Origin of the sequence: Leifsonia sp. AG29, assembly GCF_009765225.1 — a bacterium.
Classification (GTDB): Bacteria; Actinomycetota; Actinomycetes; order Actinomycetales; family Microbacteriaceae; genus Leifsonia.
In genome coordinates this window covers 1,958,867-1,977,825 of sequence record NZ_VMSF01000001.1, presented here as the reverse complement: position 1 = coordinate 1,977,825, position 18,959 = coordinate 1,958,867, and the positions used below count along the sequence as shown (strand labels likewise).

Genomic DNA, 18,959 nt, shown 5'->3' with positions numbered 1-18,959 from the left:
ACCGTGTCAGACCAGCCGGAGGACGAGCGCGACGACGCCCGCGGCGGTATCGCCCGGAACGACCCGGGGGCGCCCCGCCCGGCGCGCCCGACGATCGACCCGGACACCCCGCTGACGATCGCCGTCGACCTCCCGCCCGCACCGGTGCCCGAGATCCCGGCCGACGAGGCGGCCGTCGCGATCGACGACGTCCCGGTCGACCCCGGGTTCGTCGCGTCGCCGACGGAGCCGACGACCACGTCCGTGGCGATCGTCGCCTCGCGGCTGGCGACCGGGCCGATCGGCACGGGCGGTGCGTCGGGCGCGTCGGGCGCGTCGGGTGCGTCCGGTGCGAGCTCGGCCGTGTCGGAGCCGTTCGGCGGGTCCCGCCGCGACCGGTTGCGCGGCGAACCGTCGACGCAGCCCGAGCCGGCGGCGATGCTGACGGCCGACCGCCTCCTCGAGGTCAACCGCAAGACGCGGCCGGCGCCCGAGGGGCCGTGGCAGCGATTCGTCTACCGGTCCACCTTCCGGATGGTCAACCTCGGCGACTCCGCGAAGGTCCGTGCGCGCAAGGAGCTCGACCACCGCATCCAGAGGTCGCTCGACGGAGGCGCCCGGTTCGTTCCGGTGCTCACCCGCAAAGGCGGCGTCGGCAAGACCACGGTCACGACGTTGCTCGGCATGGCTCTCGCGGATGCCCGCGAGGACCGCATCATCGCGATGGACGCGAACCCGGACCGCGGAACGCTCAGCGAGCGCGTCCCCCGGCAGACCCGTTCGACCGTCCGCGACGTCGTCCACAAGGCTGCGAGCATCGGAGGGTTCACCGACTTCTCCGCGCTCGTGTCGCGCGACGAGACCCGCCTCGACATCCTGGCCTCCGACACCGACCCGATGCTCTCCGAGGCTTTCGACGAGAACGATTACAACGTCGTGGCGGACCTCGCCGCGAGGTTCTACTCGATCGTCCTGACGGACTGCGGCACCGGCATCGTCCACTCGGTGATGCGTGCGACCCTCCAGCGCGCCGACGAGATCGTGATCGTCTCGGGCGGCAGCGTCGACGAGGCGCGGCTCGCCTCCGAGACGCTGACCTGGCTCGAGGCGAACGGCTACGGCGACCTCGTCCGGAACGCCGTGGTCGCCCTCAACACCGCGACGCACGCGACCGACCTCGTGAAGCTCGAGGAGATCGAGGCGCACTTCCGCTCCCGGGTCCGTGAGATCGTGCGGGTCCCGTACGACCCGCAGCTCGCGGCGGGCTCCGTCGTCTCGTGGAAGGACCTCAAGCCGTTGACGAAGCTCTCGGCCCGGACCCTCGCCGCGCTGGTGGTGGAGGGGCTGCCCGCCGAGCGCGACTGAGCCGCGCCTCCCGATACCGACCCGCCCGACCACCCGTACCACCGAGGAGTTCCCCCGTGACCGAGCGCCAGATCCGCCTGTTCGGCGACCCCGTGCTGAAGACCCCGTCCGAGCCCGTCGGCGAGATCGACGAGGGCGTCCGCGGGCTCGTCGAGGACCTCGTGGACAGTGTGCTCCCTCCCGGGCGGGCCGGGGTCGCGGCGCCGCAGATCGGGGTGAACCTGCGCGCGTTCAGCTACAACGTCGACGGTCAGGTCGGCTACGTCATCAACCCGGAGCTCGTCGAGGTCTCCGGCGAGCCGGAGCTGGTGGACGAGGGCTGCCTGTCGGTCCCGGGCCTGTGGTTCAAGACGGCCCGGTACCCGTTCGCGAAGGTCCGCGGCATCGACCTCGACGGCAACGAGGTCGAGGTGTCCGGTACGGGCGTGCTCGCCCAGGCGCTGCAGCACGAGACCGACCACCTGGACGGGCGGCTGTACCTCGACCGGCTCGACAAGGAGTCCCGCCGCGAGGCGATGAAGCAGGTCCGCGAGTCCGACTGGTTCTGACGCGGTCGCCCCGATTCCCGGGGCGCCCCCTGGACGGATCGCCGGCCGTCCGTACACTGGTCCGCATGCGCATCGCGGTCACCGGAGGATCAGGCAAACTCGGCAGGACGGTCGTCAGGGAGCTCCGCTCCGCGGGCCACGACGTCCTCGCCCTCGACGCGGCCGGGGAGCGGGGCCCGGGATTCATCCGCGTCGACCTCACCGACTTCGGGCAGACGATCGACGCGATCCTCGGCGTCGACGATCGGCACGAGGGCTTCGACGCGATCGTCCATCTCGCGGCGATCCCGGCGCCCGGCATCCTGAGCGATGTGGCGACGTTCCACAACAACATCCGGGTCACCTACAACGTGTTCCAGGCTGCACGGCGGGCGGGGATCCGCAACATCGTCTACGCGTCGAGCGAGACGGTCCTCGGCCTCCCGTTCGACGTCCCACCGCCCTACATCCCCGTGGACGAGGACTACCCGGCGCGTCCCGAGTCGACGTACTCGCTCGTGAAGCACCTCGAGGAGACGATGGCGATCGAGCTCGTCCGCTGGGACCCGGCGCTCAAGATCGTGGCGCTCCGGTTCTCGAACGTCATGGACCCGGAGGACTACGCCGAGTTCCCCGGCTTCGACGCCGACCCGCGGGCGCGCAAGTGGAACCTCTGGGGATACATCGACGCACGCGACGGCGCTCAGGCCGTCCAGCGCGCGCTCGAGTGGGACGCCACCGGCTTCGATCGCTTCATCATCGCTGCCGCCGACACCGTGATGTCCCGCCCGAACGCCGAACTCGTCGCGGAGGTGTTCCCCGGCGTACCGCTCAAGGGCGACCTCGGGGTCAACGACACCCTCCTGTCGATCGACAAGGCGCGCCGCGTGCTCGGGTACGACCCGCACCACTCCTGGCGCGACCACGCGGGCTGACGCGGCGGCGCCGCCCTCCGCGCCGCCCTCTGCGCCGCCCCTCGGCCTGCATTCGTGCCGAATGCAGGCCGCGAGCGGCGTTTGCCCGACATTCGTGCCGAATGTCGCCTTGCCTCAGGCCCCCTGGTCGGAAGTCGAGTCCGCGCATTCGTGCCGAATGTAGCGCTAGCACTCCGCTTCGCCCACATTCGTGCCGAATGTCGGCGCGGACGCGCCCCGAGGTCGCTCAGCCCTCACCCAAAATCGTGCCGAATGTCGGTGTAGTCGCATCGGTTTGCGACATTCGTGCCGAATGTCGGCGGGCGGGCCCCGAAGCAAGTGCGACGCGTCGAGAAGCGGCTGCTTGTGGAATCTCGGGTTGTCCACAATTCGCGGGATGCTCGGGGCTCGAATACGCGCATGCCCCGACCATGATGCCATGCAGACTCGATCGATCCTTCCGGCGCACCTAATCGGCACACCATTCACCTCCGCCCAGGCGCGGGAATCCGGTGTGGACCCCTGGCGGCTCAGCGCTCCGGACCTTCACCGCCCATTCCACGCCATCTACTCCACCGTCGCGCCCCGGAGCGTCAGCGAGCTGTGCTGCGCGTATCTGCACCGGCTCCCGAGCGGGGCGTTGTTCAGTCATCAGACCGCTGCTGCGCTCCTCGGTGTGCCCCTCCCGCACTCCACGGAGGCGCAGGACCTGCACGTTTCTGTCCCGTTCCCGCGCTGTCCGCCGCGCGGACGAGGGGTCGTGGGCCACAGCCTCAAAGCGGTGTCGCGGGCTACTGCGGGTGGATTCCCGATCTGCGCACCGTCCGAGGTCTGGGTCCAGCTGTCGGGGGTCGTCGGCCCCGAGGATCTCGTCGCGGCGGGGGACCACCTCGTCGGTGCGCGGCGACGGCCCGCACTGGCAACGGTCGCCGAGTTGGCGACAGCGTCGGAACGGTGCAGTCATTCCAAGGGAGCGCGCTCCCGGGAGTGGGCGCTGTCGCGCATTCGCTGGGGCGCTGATTCCCGACCTGAGTCATTGCTGCGCCTCCTGCTCGGCGACCTGGGGTTGGAGGGGCTGGAGGTCAATCCTCCTGTCGTCGTCGGCGACGGCACGGTGACCCTCCACCCGGACCTGACCCTTCCCGACCGACGGCTCGCGTTCGAGTACGAGGGCGACGGGCATCGCGCAGATGCCCGCCAGTGGCGGCTCGACATAGAACGCCGCGAACTCCTGGAGGAGCGGGGCTGGCGGGTCGTGCGCGTCACCGCTTCCGACCTGTTCGGCGATCGGGCTCCCTTCCTCAGGCGCCTGGGCAGATTCGTGCCGAATGTCGCCTGAAGCGACGGCCACGCCGACATTCGGCACGAATCGCGGCCGCCGCAACGGGTGGCGCGGCCGACATTCGGCACGAATCATGCCTGTCGCGGCGGCCACGCCGACATTCGGCACGAATCATGCCTGTCGCGGCGGCCACGCCGATATTCGGCACGAATCAGCGAGCGACCCGCCGGGGAACGCGCCGCTCAGTGAGCCAGCGAGATGCCCTGCGTCTTCTCGTTCCCGCTGTAGAGACCGTCGATCACGTCGGCGAAGTCCGACAGGATGACGTTCCGCTTGATGCTGAGCTTCGGCGTGAGGTGCCCGCTCGCCTCGGTGAGGTCCGTGGCGAGGATCACGAACTTGCGGATGCTCTCGGCCCGCGAGACGCGCTCGTTCGCGGCATCGATCGCCTTCTGGATCTCGGCGTTCACGGCGGGGTTCACGGAGGCCTCGGCGAGGGTCATGTCCTTGTCCTCGCCGTTGTTGGCGAGCCAGGTCGGCAGCATCTCGGTGTCGAGCGTCACGAGCGCCGAGATGAACGGCTTCTGGTCGCCGACGACGATCACCTGTCCGACGAGCGGGTTGGCGCGGATCGGGTCCTCGAGAGCGGCGGGGGAGACGTTCTTGCCGCCGGCGGTGACGATGATCTCCTTCTTGCGGCCGGTGATGCTGAGGAAGCCGTCCGCGTCGAAGGCGCCGAGGTCGCCGGTGCGGAACCAGCCGTCGTCGAAAGCGGCAGCGGTCGCCTCCGGGTTGTTCCAGTACTCCTTGAAGACGTCGATGCCCTTGATCTGGATCTCGCCGTCGTCGGCGAGCCGGACCGCAACGCCGGGCAGGGCCGGCCCGACGGTGCCGATCTTGAATTTGCCCGGCAGGTTCACCGTGGCGGGCGCGGTCGTCTCCGTCAGTCCGTAGCCCTCGAGCACCTTGATGCCGAGGCTGTGGAAGAAGTGGCCGAGGTGGGATCCGAGCGGCGCCGACCCCGAGACGGCGAAGCGGACGCGGCCGCCCATCGCGGCGCGCAGCTTAGAGAACACGAGCCGGTCGTAGAGCGCGAACTTGAGCCGGAGCCCGAACGGCACCGACCCGGCCTCGACGGCTTTCGAGTGCTCGACGGCGACCTCGGCGGCCGCTCGGAAGATCCGCCCACGGCCTCCCGACTCGGCCTTCTGCTCGGCCGAGTTGTACACCTTCTCGAACACGCGCGGGACGGCGAGGAGGAACGTGGGCTTGAAGCTCGCCAGCGCCGGGAGGAGCTGCTTGGTGTCGGCCTGATGCCCCACCTTCACGCCGCCGTGCACGCAGAGCACCGCGATGAACCGCGCGAACACGTGCGCCGTCGTGATGAAGAGGAGGGTGGAGGCGCCTCCCGGCTGCATCACGACCTCGTCGAGGGCGACAGCCGAGTTGCGCGAGAGATCGACGAAGTTCGAGTGCGTGAGCACGCAGCCCTTGGGGCGGCCGGTCGAGCCCGACGTGTAGATGAGCGTGCCGATGTCCGAGCCGCGGGCGATGCGCCGCCGGCGCTCGATCTCCTCGTCCGGTACTCCGGCGCCGGCCGCGACCAGCTTGTCCAGGTCGCCGAGGTGCAGCTGCCACACCGTCCGGATCTCCGGCAGATCGGGGTGCACCTCGTCGAACCGGGCGTGCATCTCGGCGGTTTCGAGGATCACCGCGATGGCCCCCGAGTCCGACAGGTTCCACTGGATCTGCGCGGGCGATGAGGTCTCGTACACAGGCACGAGCACGGCGCCGGCGAACCAGGTCGCGAAGTCGATCAGAGTCCACTCGTAGCGCGTCTTCGACATGAGGCCGATCTTGTCGCCGGGCTGGATGCCGGCGGCGACGAGCCCCTTCGCGAGCGCCACGACCTGACGGTGGAACTCGGCCGCCGTGACGTCCCGCCAGCCGTCTCCCTCGGGGAGGCTGAACAGCGGCAGGTCAGGAGTGGCGGCGACACGCTCGACGAGCAGATCGGTCGCGTTCGCGTCGGGGTCGGCGGGGACGACGGCTGGTGTCTCGAACTGGTTCACGGTAGCTCCCTCGGTACCGGCGGCGGTCTGGTGCGGCCGAATGGCTTCGGCCTGATCGGTTGATTACACTCTAGATGGTCTCGCCGGGGGTCTCCCGTGACAGCCGTGGCGCGGACAACCCACCCCCTCCCCACCGGAAAGGCCTGCCTGTGCACGCGATCGGGATCGACATCGGCGGCACCAAGATCGCGGGGGCGGTGGTCGACGAGCTCGGCGGCATCGTCCGCGAGGATCGTGTCCCGACCGACGCGAGCAGCCCGGCCGAGATCGAGAACGCCGTCGTCGGGATGGTGCAGCGGCTCGCCGCCGGCACCGAGGAGATCGCCGGTGTGGGCGTGGCGGCCGCGGGGTTCATCGACGCCGCCCAGTCGACCGTCTACTACGCGCCGAACATCAATTGGAGGCACGAGCCGTTCCGCGAGAAGCTCGAGAAGCGTCTCGACCTTCCCGTCCTCATCGAGAACGACGCCAATGCCGCGGGCTGGGCCGAATTCCGTTACGGCGCGGGTCGGCTCGTCTCCGACATGGTGATCCTGACGATCGGGACCGGCGTCGGGGGTGCCATCGTCACCGGCGACCGGCTCTTCCGGGGCGGCTTCGGCGCCGGCGCCGAGATCGGTCACATGCGCGTCGTCCCCGGCGGGCTGCCCTGCGGCTGCGGAGCGCACGGCTGCATCGAGCAGTACGGCTCCGGCCGTGCGCTGCAGCGCATGGCGAACGAGCTGGCCGATGCCGGCGGCATCGGCCAGAACCTCGCCGACGTCCGCGCCTCCACAGGGACACTGAGCGGGGCCGACATCAGCGCCCTGATCGTCCAGGGCGATCCGGGCGCGCTTGCCGCGCTCCGTCAGCTGGGCGACTGGCTCGGCCAGGCCTGCGCCAGCCTCGGGGCCATCCTCGACCCGCAGCTGTTCGTCTTCGGCGGTGGTGTCGCCCAGGCGGGGGAGCTCCTCCTCGACCCGATCCGGAAGGCCTTCCTCGAGAACCTCCCGGCGCGAGGGTTCCACCCGGAGCCCGAGTTCGCGATCGCCGAGCTCGTGAACGACGCCGGGGTGGTCGGCGCCGCCGACCTGGCCCGGCTGCACTCCTCCTCCCTCTGACGCTGTCGGCGCGTTAGGCTTCGAGACGATGTTCTACTGGCTGATGAAGTACGTGATCGTGGGGCCGCTGCTCCGCGGCATCTTCCGGCCGTGGGTCGTCGGGCTCGAGAACGTCCCGCGGGACGGCGCCGTGATCCTCGCCAGCAACCACCTCTCCTTCATCGACTCGATCTTCCTCCCGCTCGAGGTGGACCGGCACGTGTCGTTCCTGGCCAAGAGCGACTACTTCACCCGCCGGGGCCTGAAGGGCTGGGCCACGAAGGCCTTCATGAACGCGACCGGGCAGCTGCCGATCGACCGATCCGGCGGAAAGGCCTCGGAGGCGTCGCTCAACACGGGTCTCGCCGTCCTCGCGCGCGGGGAGATCCTCGGCATCTATCCGGAGGGCACCCGCAGCCCCGACGGCAGGCTCTACCGGGGCCGGACGGGCGTCGCGCGCATGATCCTCGAGGCCGGAGTCCCGGTCGTCCCCGTCGCCATGGTCGACACGGCCGAGATCATGCCCATCGGGAGGCGCCTCCCGAAGCTCGGCCGCATCGGCATCATCATCGGCGAGCCGCTCGACTTCTCCCGCTTCGCGGGCATGGAGGGCGACCGCTTCATCCTCCGCTCCGTCACCGACGAGATCATGTACGAGCTCCACCGCCTCGGCCGGCAGGAGTACGTGGACGTGTACGCGAGCAGCGTCAAGGAGAAGCGCGCCGCCGTCAGCAGCTGACCGGTCGCGCGTCGTAACGCCGTCACCCCCTCGGGTCCCGGCACGGTAGGCTCGGAATCCCATCCACCGGCGCGCGGACGACGTGTCGGCGCGCCTCGAGACGAGCGGAAGACCAGTGCTAGAGACCCAGCTCCCACAGACCAGCGAGCGCGTCGTGCGCGCCGACGAGTCCGTGATCGAGGGTCTCGACTATTGGCGCACGCTCCCCATCAAGCAGCAGCCGCAGTGGCCGGACCCCGAGGCGGCCGCGGCGGCCTCGGCCGAGATCGCGACGCTGCCCCCGCTGGTGTTCGCCGGCGAGGTCGACCAGCTCCGCACCCGGCTCGCCCGGGCCGCCGAGGGCAAGGCGTTCCTCCTCCAGGGCGGTGACTGCGCCGAGACCTTCGCGGGGGCGACGGCCGACCAGATCCGCAATCGCGTCAAGACCGTGCTCCAGATGGCCGTCGTTCTGACGTACGGGGCCTCGGTCCCCGTCATCAAGATGGGCCGCATGGCCGGTCAGTTCGCCAAGCCGCGCTCCAGCGAGACGGAGACGCGCGGCTCGGTGACGCTGCCCGCGTACCGCGGCGACATCGTGAACGGCTACGACTTCACCCCCGAGTCGCGCCAGGCCGACCCGCGGCGCCTCGTGAAGGGGTACCACACGGCCGCCTCCACGCTGAACCTCATCCGCGCGTTCACGCAGGGCGGTTTCGCCGACCTGCGCGAGGTGCACAGCTGGAACCGCGGCTTCGCGGCCAACCCGGCAAACCAGCGGTACGAGGGCCTCGCGCGCGAGATCGACCGCGCCATCAAATTCATGGAGGCGGCGGGCGCCGACTTCGACGAGCTGAAGCGCGTCGAGTTCTACTCGAGCCATGAGGCGCTCCTCATGGACTACGAGCGGCCGATGACGCGCATCGACTCGCGGACCGGCACGCCCTACAACACGTCGGCCCACTTCGTCTGGATCGGCGAGCGGACCCGCGACCTCGACGGCGCGCACGTCGACTTCCTGTCCCGCGTGCGCAACCCCATCGGCGTGAAGCTCGGCCCGACGACGTCGCGCGACGACATGCTCCGGCTCATCGACAAGCTCGACCCGGAGCGCGAACCGGGCCGACTCACGTTCATCACGCGGATGGGCGCCGGCACCATCCGGGAGGCGCTCCCGCCGCTGCTCGAGGCGATCAAGGCGTCGGACGCCCGGCCGCTGTGGGTGACCGACCCCATGCACGGCAACGGTCTCACCACGCCGACCGGGTACAAGACGCGTCGCTTCGACGACGTCGTCGACGAGGTTAAGGGGTTCTTCGAGGCGCACCGCGCCGCGGGCACCAACCCCGGCGGCATCCACGTCGAGCTCACCGGCGACGACGTGACCGAGTGCCTCGGCGGCTCCGAGCACATCGACGAGGAGACGCTGGCGACCCGCTACGAGTCGCTGTGCGACCCGCGGCTCAACCACATGCAGTCGCTCGAGCTCGCCTTCCTCGTCGCCGAGGAGCTCAGCCGCGCCTGACGCGACCGGGGCGTCCGCCGTCAGAACCCCTGGAAGTTGACGGTGACCTTCGACCCCTTGGGGGCGGACGTCCCGGCGCCCGGCGTCACCTTCGAGACGACGAAGGCCGATGGCGCGATGTCGGCGATGGCGTTGTAGTCGAGCTTGAAGCCGGCGTCCTGCAACGCCTTCTTGGCCACATCCCAGGTCTTGCCGACCACGTCGGGCACCGGCACGGGCTCCGGGCCCTTCGACGTCTCGAGCAGGAGGGTGTCTCCAGGGCGGACGGGTGTGTGCTGCGTCTGGGCAGAGATCACGTCGCCCTGGTCGATGGAGTCGCTATAGCTCTGCGGTCCCGGGGCGGCGAGCAGGCCGACGCTCTTGAGCGTGTTGGTCGCGTCGGCCACCGACTTGCCGGAGACATCGGGGATCGGACCGACCGACACGACGAGGTTCACGGTGGACCCCTCGAAGTACTGGCCTCCGCCCGAGAAGTCGCTGCCGTCGCTCGCCTTGGTGGCCGAGATGACCGTGTCCTTCGGCACCTTGGCGTCGAACTGCTGGACGACGTCGCCGACCTTCGCGTTCACGCCCGTGATCGCGGATTTCGCCGTGTCGAGCGGTGTGCCGGCGAGCGGAGGGATCTGGACGGGCTTCGGGCCCTGGGAGACGCGCAGGGTGATCACGCTGCCGCGGGCGGCGGGCACGCCGGCACCCGGATCGGTGCTCGAGACGAGGCCCGCCTGGACCGTGACGGAGTACTCGGGGGCCTGCTTGCTCGTCAGTCCGAGCTGCGTCAGTTCCGCGGCAGCAGCGGCCGGGGTCTTGCCGGTGAGGGCCGGGACGTCGACGAGGGATCCCGGTCCCGACCCGAAGTACCACCCCGTGCCTCCCGCGACCGCCGCGAGCACCAGCACGAGCGCGAAGAGCCACCAGCCCTTGGCCCGGCGGCGGCCGGCCGCGGTGGCCAGGGTCTCGGCGGCGGTCGGTGTGCTGGCCGCCACCTGCTGGCGGATGGCCGGGTTGATGATCTGCGTGTCGCCGGTGTCGAGATCGAACGCGGGAGTCAGCACCATGGTCGGCTGGAGCACCGCCTCACCGCGGATGGCCTTCTCGGCCTCGATCAGCCGGTCGAGCATCTCCCGGGCGTCATGGGGTCGGCGGTCGGGATCCTTCTCGGTCGCCCAGAGCACCAGCTCGTCCAGCTCGGCCGGGACGGCGGGGTTCTTACTGCTCGGCGCCGGCACCGCGTCGTTGGCGTGCTGGTACGCGATCTGCATCGGCTGCTCGCCCTGGAACGGCTGCTCGCCCGTGAGCATCTCGAACATCATGATGCCGAGGGCATAGATGTCGCTGCGCGCGTCCGCCACGCCGCGCGTGACGAGCTCGGGGGAGAGGTAGGCGATGGTGCCGAGGAGCGCCTGACCGGTCGCGGTATTCGCGCTCGCGGCGCGGGCGAGGCCGAAGTCGCCGATCTTGATGCGGCCGTCGTCAGCGAGGAGCACGTTCTCGGGCTTGAGGTCGCGGTGCACGATGCCCGCCTTGTGCGCCGCGGCCAGGCCGCTGAGCACCGCCTCCATGATGTCGATGGTCTGCTCGGGAGTGAGCTTGCCGTAGTCCTTCAGGAGATCGCGCAGCGTGATCCCCGGGAGGTACTCCATGACGAGGTACGCCATGTCGGAGTCCTGGCCCTGGTCGAAGACGTTGACGACGTTGGGGTGCGCGAGACGGGCGGCCGAACGGGCCTCCTGCACGAAACGGCTCTTGAAGGTCGAGTCGTCGGCGAGGTGGCCGTGCATGATCTTGATCGCGACCCGCCGTTCGAGCCGGAGGTCGGTGGCGAGGTACACGGTCGCCATCCCGCCCCGGGCGATGCGCGAGCGCACCTGGTACCGGCCGTCGATGAGACGGCCGATCATGGGGTCGGTCTGGCTGGTGGTCACGGTGTCGAGTCTAGGGAAGGGCGGGTGCGCGATCCCTGCAAAACACCGGTGGACGCGCGGCCTGTGACCGGCCTGTGATCTTCTGCCGCCGGGCGGGGCGCGCTGAGCGTCGGCAGGGGTCAGCCGAGCTGGCCGAGCCAGGCTCGCGCGGAGGCCTCCCACGCGGCGTAGGCGTCGGGGTAGGCCGAGCGCTGAACGGCCTGAGCGGCCTGCGTCACGCTCATCGAGCGCCATCCGGCGATGTCGAGGAGTCCGCGCGTGCGGCCCGGATTGGGGTTGCCGGGACCGCCGAAGAAGGCCTGTGTCGCGCGGATGGGGTCGAGGACCTGCTTCGGCGTGCCCCAGCCCATGCTCGGCCGCTGCTGGAACAACCCGAGCGAGTCGCGGTCGCCGTAGCGCACGTTCCGGAGGCCCGATTCCTGGGCTGCGGCGGCGAGTGCGACCACGATGCCCTGGTCGGGAACCCCCTCCTGTCGCGCGACGCGGACGATGAGCTGCGCGTTGGCGCGCATCTCGTCCGACAGCGTGACCACGGCGCCCGGGGGCGGTGCCGCGGGCAGCGGCGCCGGAGCGGCCGCCGCGGGCGCGGGAGCGGGCGCAGGCGCCGGAGCGGACACCGGGGCAGCCACGGTCACAGCCGCCGTCGTGATCCCCGGGATGGCGAGTCGCTGGCCCGGGAAGATCAGGCTGCCGCTGCTCAGCCCGTTGGCGGCGAGCAGGGCGCGGGCCGGAACGCCGAAGCGCGCCGCGATCCCGCTGACCGTGTCACCGCGCACGATCGTGTAGGCGGTGCCCGAAGGGGCGGGAGCGGGGGCGGGAGCCTGGGCCGCGGCTGGACGCGCGGCGGGCGCGGTGGTGGCCGGCGCCGACGCGCCGGCCAGGGCCAGCACCTGCCCGGGGAAGATGAGGCTCTTCCAGCTGAGTCCGTTGACGGCCAGGATCCCCGCGGTCGACAGGCCGAAGCGCGCCGCGATACCGGAGACGGTGTCGCCCTGTCGCACGGTGTACTGGGCCGGTGCTGCAGCGACCGCGGTCTCGGCGGCGCTCGTCTGCGCGGTGCGCGCGATCGACGAGGTGATCTCGGAGGGAGCGGCGGTCGCCGCGTCACCGGTCCGGTCGCTCCGTTCCGTCTCCGGCGCCCGGGTAGCCGCGGCTGACGGTGTCACGAGGTTCATCGCGACGGCGACGGTTCCGACCACCGCGATGGGAAGCGTGAGAAGGGGACTCGTCCGGGCGCGCGAGCGGCCCTCCGATGACCGGCTCCGCGCCGACCCTGCATCGACGATGACCATCTCCGACCCCCAATCGAGTCTCACGACCGACTCCACGCTCGCACGCCGAGGGAGAGGAGTCAACGGAAGTGACCGATGTGACGTGAGTTTACATGATCGTAACAATCGCCCTCTCCGCTCGGGGACCGCCGGACGTGGCACGCTGGAAGGGTGAGCGACCACCTCCAGACCACCACCAAGTGGCTGACCGTCCCCGACCTCGTCGACCTCCTCGGCCTCAGCGTCAGCCGCGTCCGCCGTCTCATCGAGGACAAGCACCTCGGAGCCAAACGCGTCGACGGCGTGCTGAAGGTCCCCGCCGTCTTCCTCAAGGACGGGCAGCCGCTGAGCGAGCTGCGCGGGACCCTCGTCGTCCTCGCCGATTCCGGGTTCGACGACGAGGAGGCCGTCGACTGGCTCCTGGCCGAGGAGGAGAGCCTCGGCACCGCGCCCATCGAGGCGCTGCGCGCCGGCCGCAAGGCCGAGGTCCGGAGGGTGGCGCAGGCGCTCGCCTGAGCTCGGTGCGGTTCAGGCAGCGCGCCGGGTGACCGTCACCGCGAGCGAGCGCAGCTGCGCCTTGGCCGATGCGCCGATCGGCGCCCGGTCCAGTGCCGCGAGCGCGCGCTCCACGTTCTCCTCGATCATCCGCTCGACGCGGTCGACGGCGCCGGAGTCCCGGATCGTCGCCTGCATCGTGCGGATCTGCTCGGGGGTGAGGTCCGGATCGCCCAGCAGCTCGTCGAGCGCGGCGCGCGCGCCGGAGGGGAGCGCCTCCCGCGTGAGCGCGATCAGCACGGTGCGCTTCCCCTCGCGCAGATCGTCTCCGCTGGGCTTGCCGGTGACCGCCGCGTCCCCGAAGACGCCGAGCAGGTCGTCCCGCAGCTGATAGGCGACGCCGAGCGGGAGCCCGAACCCGCGCAGGGCCTCGAGCTGCGCCGGGCTCGCCCCGGCGAGGCTCGCACCGATCAGGAGGGGCGACTCGATGGAGTACTTGGCCGACTTGTAGACGATCACGCGCTCCGCTTGCTGGAGCTGCTCCGCGTCCGGGCGCGCGGCCCACCCGATCTCCTCGAAGATGTCGAGGTACTGGCCGGCCGTCACCTCCAGGCGCATGCGGTTGAACTCGGCCCGCGCCGCGCGCCGGGCGGCCGGGCTGACGACCTGGGCGAGCCCCTCGTCGAACAGCTCGTCGCTGAGGATGAGGAGCAGGTCGCCGAGGAGGGTCGCGGCTCCGAGGCCGAACTGCTCGCCGGAGCCCCGCCAGGCCTCGTCTCCGTGCAACCGCTCGAAGCGGCGATGCGCCGACGGGGCGCCGCGGCGGGTGTCCGAGTTGTCGATGAGGTCGTCGTGCACGAGTGCCGCAGCGTGGAAGAGCTCGAGCGCGCTCGCCGCCGAGACCACGGCGTCGAGCGGTCCGCCCGCCACCACGGGCTGGTCCTCGGCGTCGTCGTCGCTCCGCACGGCCTGCCAGCCCCAGAAGCAGAAGAGGGCGCGGAATCGCTTGCCGCCGCTGAGAAATTCCCTTGAGAAAGCCGCCACAGGCGAGAGTTCGTCTGCTATCGAGACGAGAATGGAGGCACGCGCATCGAAGAATCCATCGATTCTGGACTGGATGAGGTCGACGAATCGGATGCTTTCAGACACACGCCTAGCCTAGCCAGAGTGCCTTGGCTACAATCAGCTTCACCAACGCCTCTACCCGCAAGAAAGAGGGGGAATCGGATGCCGCTTTCGGAACATGAGCAGCGCCTCCTCGAAGAGATGGAGCGCAGCCTCTATCAGAACGACGCAGACTTCGTCGCGAAGGTCGGAGGCAAGCGGGCGCGGCCCGCGTATCGCTCGATCGTGCTGGGCATCCTGCTCGCCGTCGTGGGCGTCGGCGTGCTCGTGACCGGCGTGCTCGTCCAGCAGCCGCTCGTAGGCATCCTCGGATTCGTGGTCATGTTCGTCGGGGTGCTCGTCGCGATCGCTCCCGGCAAGCGGGTCGCGGTCGACCCGGATGCGCCCCAGGGGCGCACCAAGGCGGGTCGCGGACCGTCCGGGTTCATGGACCGCATGAACGACCGGTGGGACAAGCGCAACGACGACCAGCAGAGCTGACGCCGGAGCCGCCGACGGCGGCGCGTGAGGGCCCTCCCCTTCTCTCCACTCCGGCACCCGTGATGGGCCGATCTTCGGATCGGCCCTTTTTTGCTGCCTCGGGCACTCCACTCGCTGCACTCCCTCCTCCATTTCCCTCCACCGCGCTGCGCCCTGACTTTTCGCGGTTCTTTGACCCCTTTTCGGGGCAAATGCCTCGCTCTGGCTGATTTTGTGGATGAAAGTGGAGTAAAGTGGAGGCACACCGCAACCTGGGCCGGGAGAGTGGGGGTGGCAGCCGATGTTCCTCGGTACCCATTCGCCCAAGCTCGACGACAAGGGGCGCATCATCCTGCCGGCCAAATTCCGGGATGAGCTCGCCTCCGGCCTCGTCCTCACCCGCGGCCAGGAGCACTGCGTCTACGTCTTCTCCCAGCGCGAGTTCGAAGCACTGCACGAGAAGATCCGGCAGGCGCCGGTGACGAGCAAGCAGGCCCGCGACTACCTGCGCGTGTTCCTCTCGGGGGCGAGCGCGGAGGTCCCGGACAAGCAGAACCGGGTGACCATCCCGCCGACGCTGCGCTCGTACGCGGGACTGGATCGCGACCTCGTCGTGATCGGCGCGGGCAGCCGCGCGGAGATCTGGGACGCACAGGCCTGGGAGACCTACCTGGCGGAGCAGGAGGCCACGTTCGCCACGACGGAGGAGGAGGTGATCCCGGGATTGTTCTAGTCGCGCCGAGCCCTGGTCCCGGACTCCCAGCCATACGCCCTGACACCACTTCCCCGGTGTCAGGTCGGGATGGATGGGGATCCAGGATCAGGGAGGCGAGACGGGATCCCGAACGGCTATGACCGACGACATCCACACCCCGGTGCTCCTCGAGCGCTGCATCGAGTTGCTCGCCCCCGCCCTCCGGCGTCCCGGCGCCGTCTTCGTCGACGCCACTCTCGGCATGGGCGGTCACTCGGCCGGCGTCCTCGAGCGCTTCCCGGAGGCGGTGCTCGTGGGCCTCGACCGCGACCCCGAGGCCCTGGCGATCGCGGGGGAGCGGCTGGCGCGCTTCGGCGAGCGGGTGCACCTCGTCCACACCGTGTACGACGGCATCCGGGAGGCGCTCGACGACCTCGGCTTCGCCGAGGCGGACGGTGTGCTGTTCGACCTCGGCGTCTCCTCCCTCCAGCTCGACCGGGTGGAGCGGGGGTTCTCCTACTCGAAGGACGCCCCGCTCGACATGCGCATGGACAGCACGAGCGAGCTCACCGCCGAGGTGGTCCTCGCCGAGTACTCCGAAGCCGAGCTGCGCCGGATCTTCCGCGACTACGGCGAGGAGAAGCTCGCCTCGCGCTACGCCCGGCGCATCGTGGAGGCGCGCCAGCACGAACCGCTGACCCGCTCCGCACAGCTCGTCGACCTCATCGCTAAGGCGACGCCCGCGGCGGCTCAGCGGCAGGGTCACCCGGCGAAGCGCGTGTTCCAGGCACTGCGCATCGAGGTGAACCAGGAGCTCGCGGTTCTGGAGCGGGCCATCCCCGCAGCGATCGATGCCCTCGCCGTCGGGGGCCGCATCGTCGTGGAGTCCTACCAGTCGCTCGAAGACCGCATCGTGAAGCGGGAACTGGCGCGGCGATCGAGTTCCACGGCACCCGCCGGACTCCCGGTGGAACTCCCCGAGCACAAGCCGGAACTGACCCTGCTGATCAGGGGCGCCGAGCTGGCCGATGACGAAGAGAAGGCGCGCAACCCGCGCGCGACCCCGGTACGCCTGCGTGCCGCCGAACGAGTGAGGAGGGCCTCGTGAGCACGAGTCTTGCGGAGTCGACGGCACCACGGAGGCCCCTCGCGGCGTGGAGCGGACGATCGGCGACAGCCGTGGCCGCCGCCGGCGCGCCCGCCATCGAGCGGGAGGAGTCGCGGCGCGGGCACCTCGAGGTCGTGCCGTCGCGCGCACAGCGCCGCGCCCGCCCTCGCGCGCTCTATGCAGTCGTCGCGGTGGGGGCGATCCTCGCGGTCGTCGTGGCGCAGCTCCTGCTGAGCATCGGCATCTCGCAGGGGGCGTATCAGCTCGACGCGCTGCAGGCGAAGCAGACCCAGCTGCAGCGCTCGTACCAGGCCGTGTCGGAGGACCTCAACCGCGTCTCGTCGCCGCAGAACCTCGCGGCGAACGCCAACGCGCTGGGAATGGTGGGCAACAGCAATCCGGCATACCTGCGGCTGTCCGACGGCGCCGTCCTCGGCGCCCCGATCGCCGCCAACGGTGCAGCCGGACCCGTCACGGGCGGTTCCGGCAATCTCGTGCCCAACGCGTTGCTGTCCGGAGTCCCCCTCGTCACCGCGAACGGTTCCTCCACACCCGGATCCCAAGCTGAGAATTCCGCAACCGCGGGTGCGCCGACCGCGCCCGCCACCGCCGCGCCCGTACCGTTGCAGGGAGCGCTGCCGACCCCGGTGACGCACTGACGACGGACGGGATGCGGGCATGATCGCCAAGAAGACGCTGCGGCGGCGGACGGCCATGACCGTGCTGGCGGTCGCCGCGAGCGTCGGCATCCTCGGTGCGAAACTCGTCGACATCCAGGTGGTCCGCGCCGATGAGCTCCAGCACGACTCCGTGCGCGCCAAGGAGGTCTCGACGCCGCTGCTCGGTAACCGCGGCGACATCGTCGACGCGAACGGCACGGTGCTCGCCACGACGATCTACAAGTACACGGCGGCGGCGTCCCCGTCCGACGCGATCGCCGGTGGTCGCGCGAAGATGCTGGAGGCCGCCGCGAAGATCGGCGCGATCACCGGCCAGGGCGGCGATGCCGTCGCGGCGCTGATCGACGGGGCGCTCAAGGCCGACCCGAAGTCGAAGTACGTCCTCATCAAGTCGGGCATGGACGTCGGCACGTTCGACAGGCTCGACAAGCTGCCGTACCCGTGGCTGACCTTCAGCAAGGTGCAGGCGCGGAGCTATCCCAACGGAGCCGTCGCGGGGAACCTGCTGGGCTTCCTCTCCTCGGGCGGCGATGCCGGCCTCGAGGAGAGCGAGAACGGCTGCCTGGCGGGCCGGAACGGCGTCGAGACGTACCAGCGCGGAGCCGACGGCGTCGCCATCCCCGGCAGCACCGTCGTCCAGAAGGAGGCGAAGGACGGCGGCACGCTGAAGCTGACGATCGACGGCGACCTCCAGTGGTTCGCCGAGCAGACCCTCGCCCAGCAGGTGGGCGCGACGGGCTCGAAGTTCGGCTTCGTGACGGTGGCGGAGGCCAAGACGGGGAAGATCAAGGCGATCGCGCAGTGGCCCGCCCTCGACCCGAACGACATCTCGTCGACCGATCCGGGCTACTGGGGCCTCCTGCCGTTCACGACGCCCTACGAGCCGGGCTCCACGTTCAAGGCGCTCACCGCCTCCATGCTCATCGACCAGGGCAAGGCGACACCGGCCTCGCCGGTCCTCGCGCCGTACGAGTGGAAGTCCGGCAAGGGCGCCGACCTGCACGACTCGGGCTACCACGCACCGCTGCCGCTCACCCTGACCGGGGTGCTCATGATGTCGTCCAACACCGGCATGTCGCAGCTGGGCCGCGCGCTGAGCGACCAGACGAGGTACGACTTCCTGAAGAAGTTCGGCATCGGCGAGGCGACCGGCCTGCCGTATCCGGGTCAGTCCTCGGGCATCCTCAACCCCGTCTCCGAGTGGGACGACCAGACCAAGTACGCCACGATGTTCGGGCAGGGCGTCTCGGCCACCCAGCTCCAGATGGTCGACGCGTACCAGGCGCTGGCCAACGGGGGCACCCGTATCCCGCTCAGCCTCGTCGAGGGGTGCCAGCAGCCGGACGGCACCGTGACCGGGGTCCCCAAGCCGACTCCGGTGCCGGTGATCTCGTCGCAGGCCGCCGCCACGACACTCGGGATGATGGAGTCCGTGGTGACGAAGGGGGAGCTCGCGAAACAGCTCCAGATCCCCGGTTACCGCGTCGCGGCGAAGACCGGAACGGCCCAGCAGCCGGACGGCAAAGGCGGGTATCTGCCCTCCTACTACGTGTCCGTGATGGGCGTCGCCCCGGTCGACGACCCCCAGTACGTCGTTTCGGTCAACCTCGGATACCCGACTACCATTACTTCGTCGGCAGCCGCCGCTCCGCTGTTCCACACGATCATGAGCCAGGTGCTGAAGACGTACCGGGTGAAGCCTTCGACGTCGAGCCCGGCGGACTATCCGCCCTACTACTGAGACATC

The 18,959-nt window shown here is 70.2% G+C and carries 17 protein-coding genes; 13 read left to right on the top strand and 4 right to left on the bottom strand.

Going from position 1 to position 18,959, the window contains the following annotated elements; translation table 11 throughout:
* Positions 1-3: 3 nt before the first annotated feature.
* From FPT20_RS09515 to FPT20_RS09500, 4 genes are all read left to right on the top strand, one after another.
* Positions 4-1,344 (top strand): nucleotide-binding protein, encoded by a 1,341-nt coding sequence (locus FPT20_RS09515; protein ID WP_442786482.1) that lies wholly within the window; start codon positions 4-6, stop codon positions 1,342-1,344.
* A 56-nt stretch (positions 1,345-1,400) separates the two neighbouring features.
* Positions 1,401-1,892, top strand: a complete 492-nt coding sequence (gene def, locus FPT20_RS09510; RefSeq protein WP_158864711.1) for a peptide deformylase — start codon at positions 1,401-1,403, stop codon at positions 1,890-1,892.
* A gap of 65 nt (positions 1,893-1,957) precedes the next feature.
* Entirely contained in the window at positions 1,958-2,806 is an 849-nt protein-coding gene (locus tag FPT20_RS09505) for an NAD-dependent epimerase/dehydratase family protein (protein WP_158864709.1), read from the top strand.
* Between the two features lie 739 nt (positions 2,807-3,545).
* A complete protein-coding gene (locus tag FPT20_RS09500; protein WP_158864707.1) occupies positions 3,546-4,124 on the top strand; it encodes a hypothetical protein in 579 nt (192 codons plus the stop codon).
* A 185-nt stretch (positions 4,125-4,309) separates the two neighbouring features.
* Here the strand turns inward: FPT20_RS09500 and FPT20_RS09495 are convergent, their stop codons facing one another.
* Positions 4,310-6,139 carry an AMP-dependent synthetase/ligase gene (locus tag FPT20_RS09495; RefSeq protein ID WP_158864705.1) on the bottom strand — a complete coding sequence of 610 codons (1,830 nt, stop codon included), beginning with the start codon at positions 6,137-6,139 and terminating at the stop codon, positions 4,310-4,312.
* A 149-nt stretch (positions 6,140-6,288) separates the two neighbouring features.
* Between FPT20_RS09495 and FPT20_RS09490 the strand changes: the two genes are divergently transcribed.
* The 3 genes from FPT20_RS09490 (at position 6,289) to FPT20_RS09480 (ending at position 9,458) form a co-directional block, all read left to right on the top strand.
* Complete coding sequence (locus FPT20_RS09490) at positions 6,289-7,239, top strand: ROK family glucokinase (RefSeq protein ID WP_158864703.1); 951 nt, start codon at positions 6,289-6,291, stop codon at positions 7,237-7,239.
* 28 nt (positions 7,240-7,267) lie between these two features.
* A complete protein-coding gene (locus FPT20_RS09485) occupies positions 7,268-7,957 on the top strand; it encodes a lysophospholipid acyltransferase family protein (protein WP_158864701.1) in 690 nt (229 codons plus the stop codon).
* 172 nt (positions 7,958-8,129) lie between these two features.
* Entirely contained in the window at positions 8,130-9,458 is a 1,329-nt protein-coding gene (locus tag FPT20_RS09480) for a class II 3-deoxy-7-phosphoheptulonate synthase (protein ID WP_158868006.1), read from the top strand.
* 20 nt (positions 9,459-9,478) lie between these two features.
* Here FPT20_RS09480 and pknB read toward each other — a convergent pair whose 3' ends face one another.
* Positions 9,479-11,380 carry a Stk1 family PASTA domain-containing Ser/Thr kinase gene (pknB, locus tag FPT20_RS09475; RefSeq protein ID WP_158864699.1) on the bottom strand — a complete coding sequence of 634 codons (1,902 nt, stop codon included), beginning with the start codon at positions 11,378-11,380 and terminating at the stop codon, positions 9,479-9,481.
* 119 nt (positions 11,381-11,499) lie between these two features.
* Positions 11,500-12,672 (bottom strand): LysM peptidoglycan-binding domain-containing protein, encoded by a 1,173-nt coding sequence (locus FPT20_RS09470; protein ID WP_158868004.1) that lies wholly within the window; start codon positions 12,670-12,672, stop codon positions 11,500-11,502.
* A gap of 150 nt (positions 12,673-12,822) precedes the next feature.
* On the opposite strand from FPT20_RS09470, the gene FPT20_RS09465 reads away from it, so the two are divergent.
* A complete protein-coding gene (locus FPT20_RS09465; RefSeq protein WP_158864697.1) occupies positions 12,823-13,167 on the top strand; it encodes an Rv2175c family DNA-binding protein in 345 nt (114 codons plus the stop codon).
* A 12-nt stretch (positions 13,168-13,179) separates the two neighbouring features.
* Here FPT20_RS09465 and FPT20_RS09460 read toward each other — a convergent pair whose 3' ends face one another.
* Positions 13,180-14,295, bottom strand: a complete 1,116-nt coding sequence (locus tag FPT20_RS09460; RefSeq protein ID WP_158864695.1) for a polyprenyl synthetase family protein — start codon at positions 14,293-14,295, stop codon at positions 13,180-13,182.
* Between the two features lie 78 nt (positions 14,296-14,373).
* Between FPT20_RS09460 and FPT20_RS09455 the strand changes: the two genes are divergently transcribed.
* From FPT20_RS09455 to FPT20_RS09435, 5 genes are all read left to right on the top strand, one after another.
* Positions 14,374-14,751, top strand: a complete 378-nt coding sequence (locus tag FPT20_RS09455) for a DUF3040 domain-containing protein (RefSeq protein WP_158864693.1) — start codon at positions 14,374-14,376, stop codon at positions 14,749-14,751.
* Between the two features lie 280 nt (positions 14,752-15,031).
* The gene (mraZ, locus tag FPT20_RS09450) at positions 15,032-15,463 is read left to right on the top strand and encodes a division/cell wall cluster transcriptional repressor MraZ (protein WP_158864691.1); all 432 of its coding nucleotides are present in this window, start codon (positions 15,032-15,034) and stop codon (positions 15,461-15,463) included.
* Between the two features lie 118 nt (positions 15,464-15,581).
* Positions 15,582-16,532 carry a 16S rRNA (cytosine(1402)-N(4))-methyltransferase RsmH gene (gene rsmH / locus FPT20_RS09445; protein ID WP_158864689.1) on the top strand — a complete coding sequence of 317 codons (951 nt, stop codon included), beginning with the start codon at positions 15,582-15,584 and terminating at the stop codon, positions 16,530-16,532.
* Complete coding sequence (locus FPT20_RS09440; protein WP_233265462.1) at positions 16,529-17,191, top strand: hypothetical protein; 663 nt, start codon at positions 16,529-16,531, stop codon at positions 17,189-17,191. The genes rsmH and FPT20_RS09440 overlap by 4 nt, the downstream gene beginning before the upstream one ends.
* Positions 17,192-17,210: 19 nt before the next feature.
* Positions 17,211-18,953, top strand: a complete 1,743-nt coding sequence (locus FPT20_RS09435; RefSeq protein WP_158864687.1) for a peptidoglycan D,D-transpeptidase FtsI family protein — start codon at positions 17,211-17,213, stop codon at positions 18,951-18,953.
* Positions 18,954-18,959: the final 6 nt, after the last annotated feature.

Bases quoted from the DNA above. Each gene is read 5' to 3' on its own strand.
- rsmH (WP_158864689.1), top strand. From the start codon at position 15,582: ATGACCGACGACATCCACACCCCGGTGCTCCTCGAGCGCTGCATCGAG.
- FPT20_RS09455 (WP_158864693.1), top strand. From the start codon at position 14,374: ATGCCGCTTTCGGAACATGAGCAGCGCCTCCTCGAAGAGATGGAGCGC.
- mraZ (WP_158864691.1), top strand. From the start codon at position 15,032: ATGTTCCTCGGTACCCATTCGCCCAAGCTCGACGACAAGGGGCGCATC.
- FPT20_RS09435 (WP_158864687.1), top strand. From the start codon at position 17,211: ATGATCGCCAAGAAGACGCTGCGGCGGCGGACGGCCATGACCGTGCTG.
- FPT20_RS09470 (WP_158868004.1), bottom strand. From the start codon at position 12,672: ATGGTCATCGTCGATGCAGGGTCGGCGCGGAGCCGGTCATCGGAGGGC.
- FPT20_RS09505 (WP_158864709.1), top strand. From the start codon at position 1,958: ATGCGCATCGCGGTCACCGGAGGATCAGGCAAACTCGGCAGGACGGTC.
- FPT20_RS09485 (WP_158864701.1), top strand. From the start codon at position 7,268: ATGTTCTACTGGCTGATGAAGTACGTGATCGTGGGGCCGCTGCTCCGC.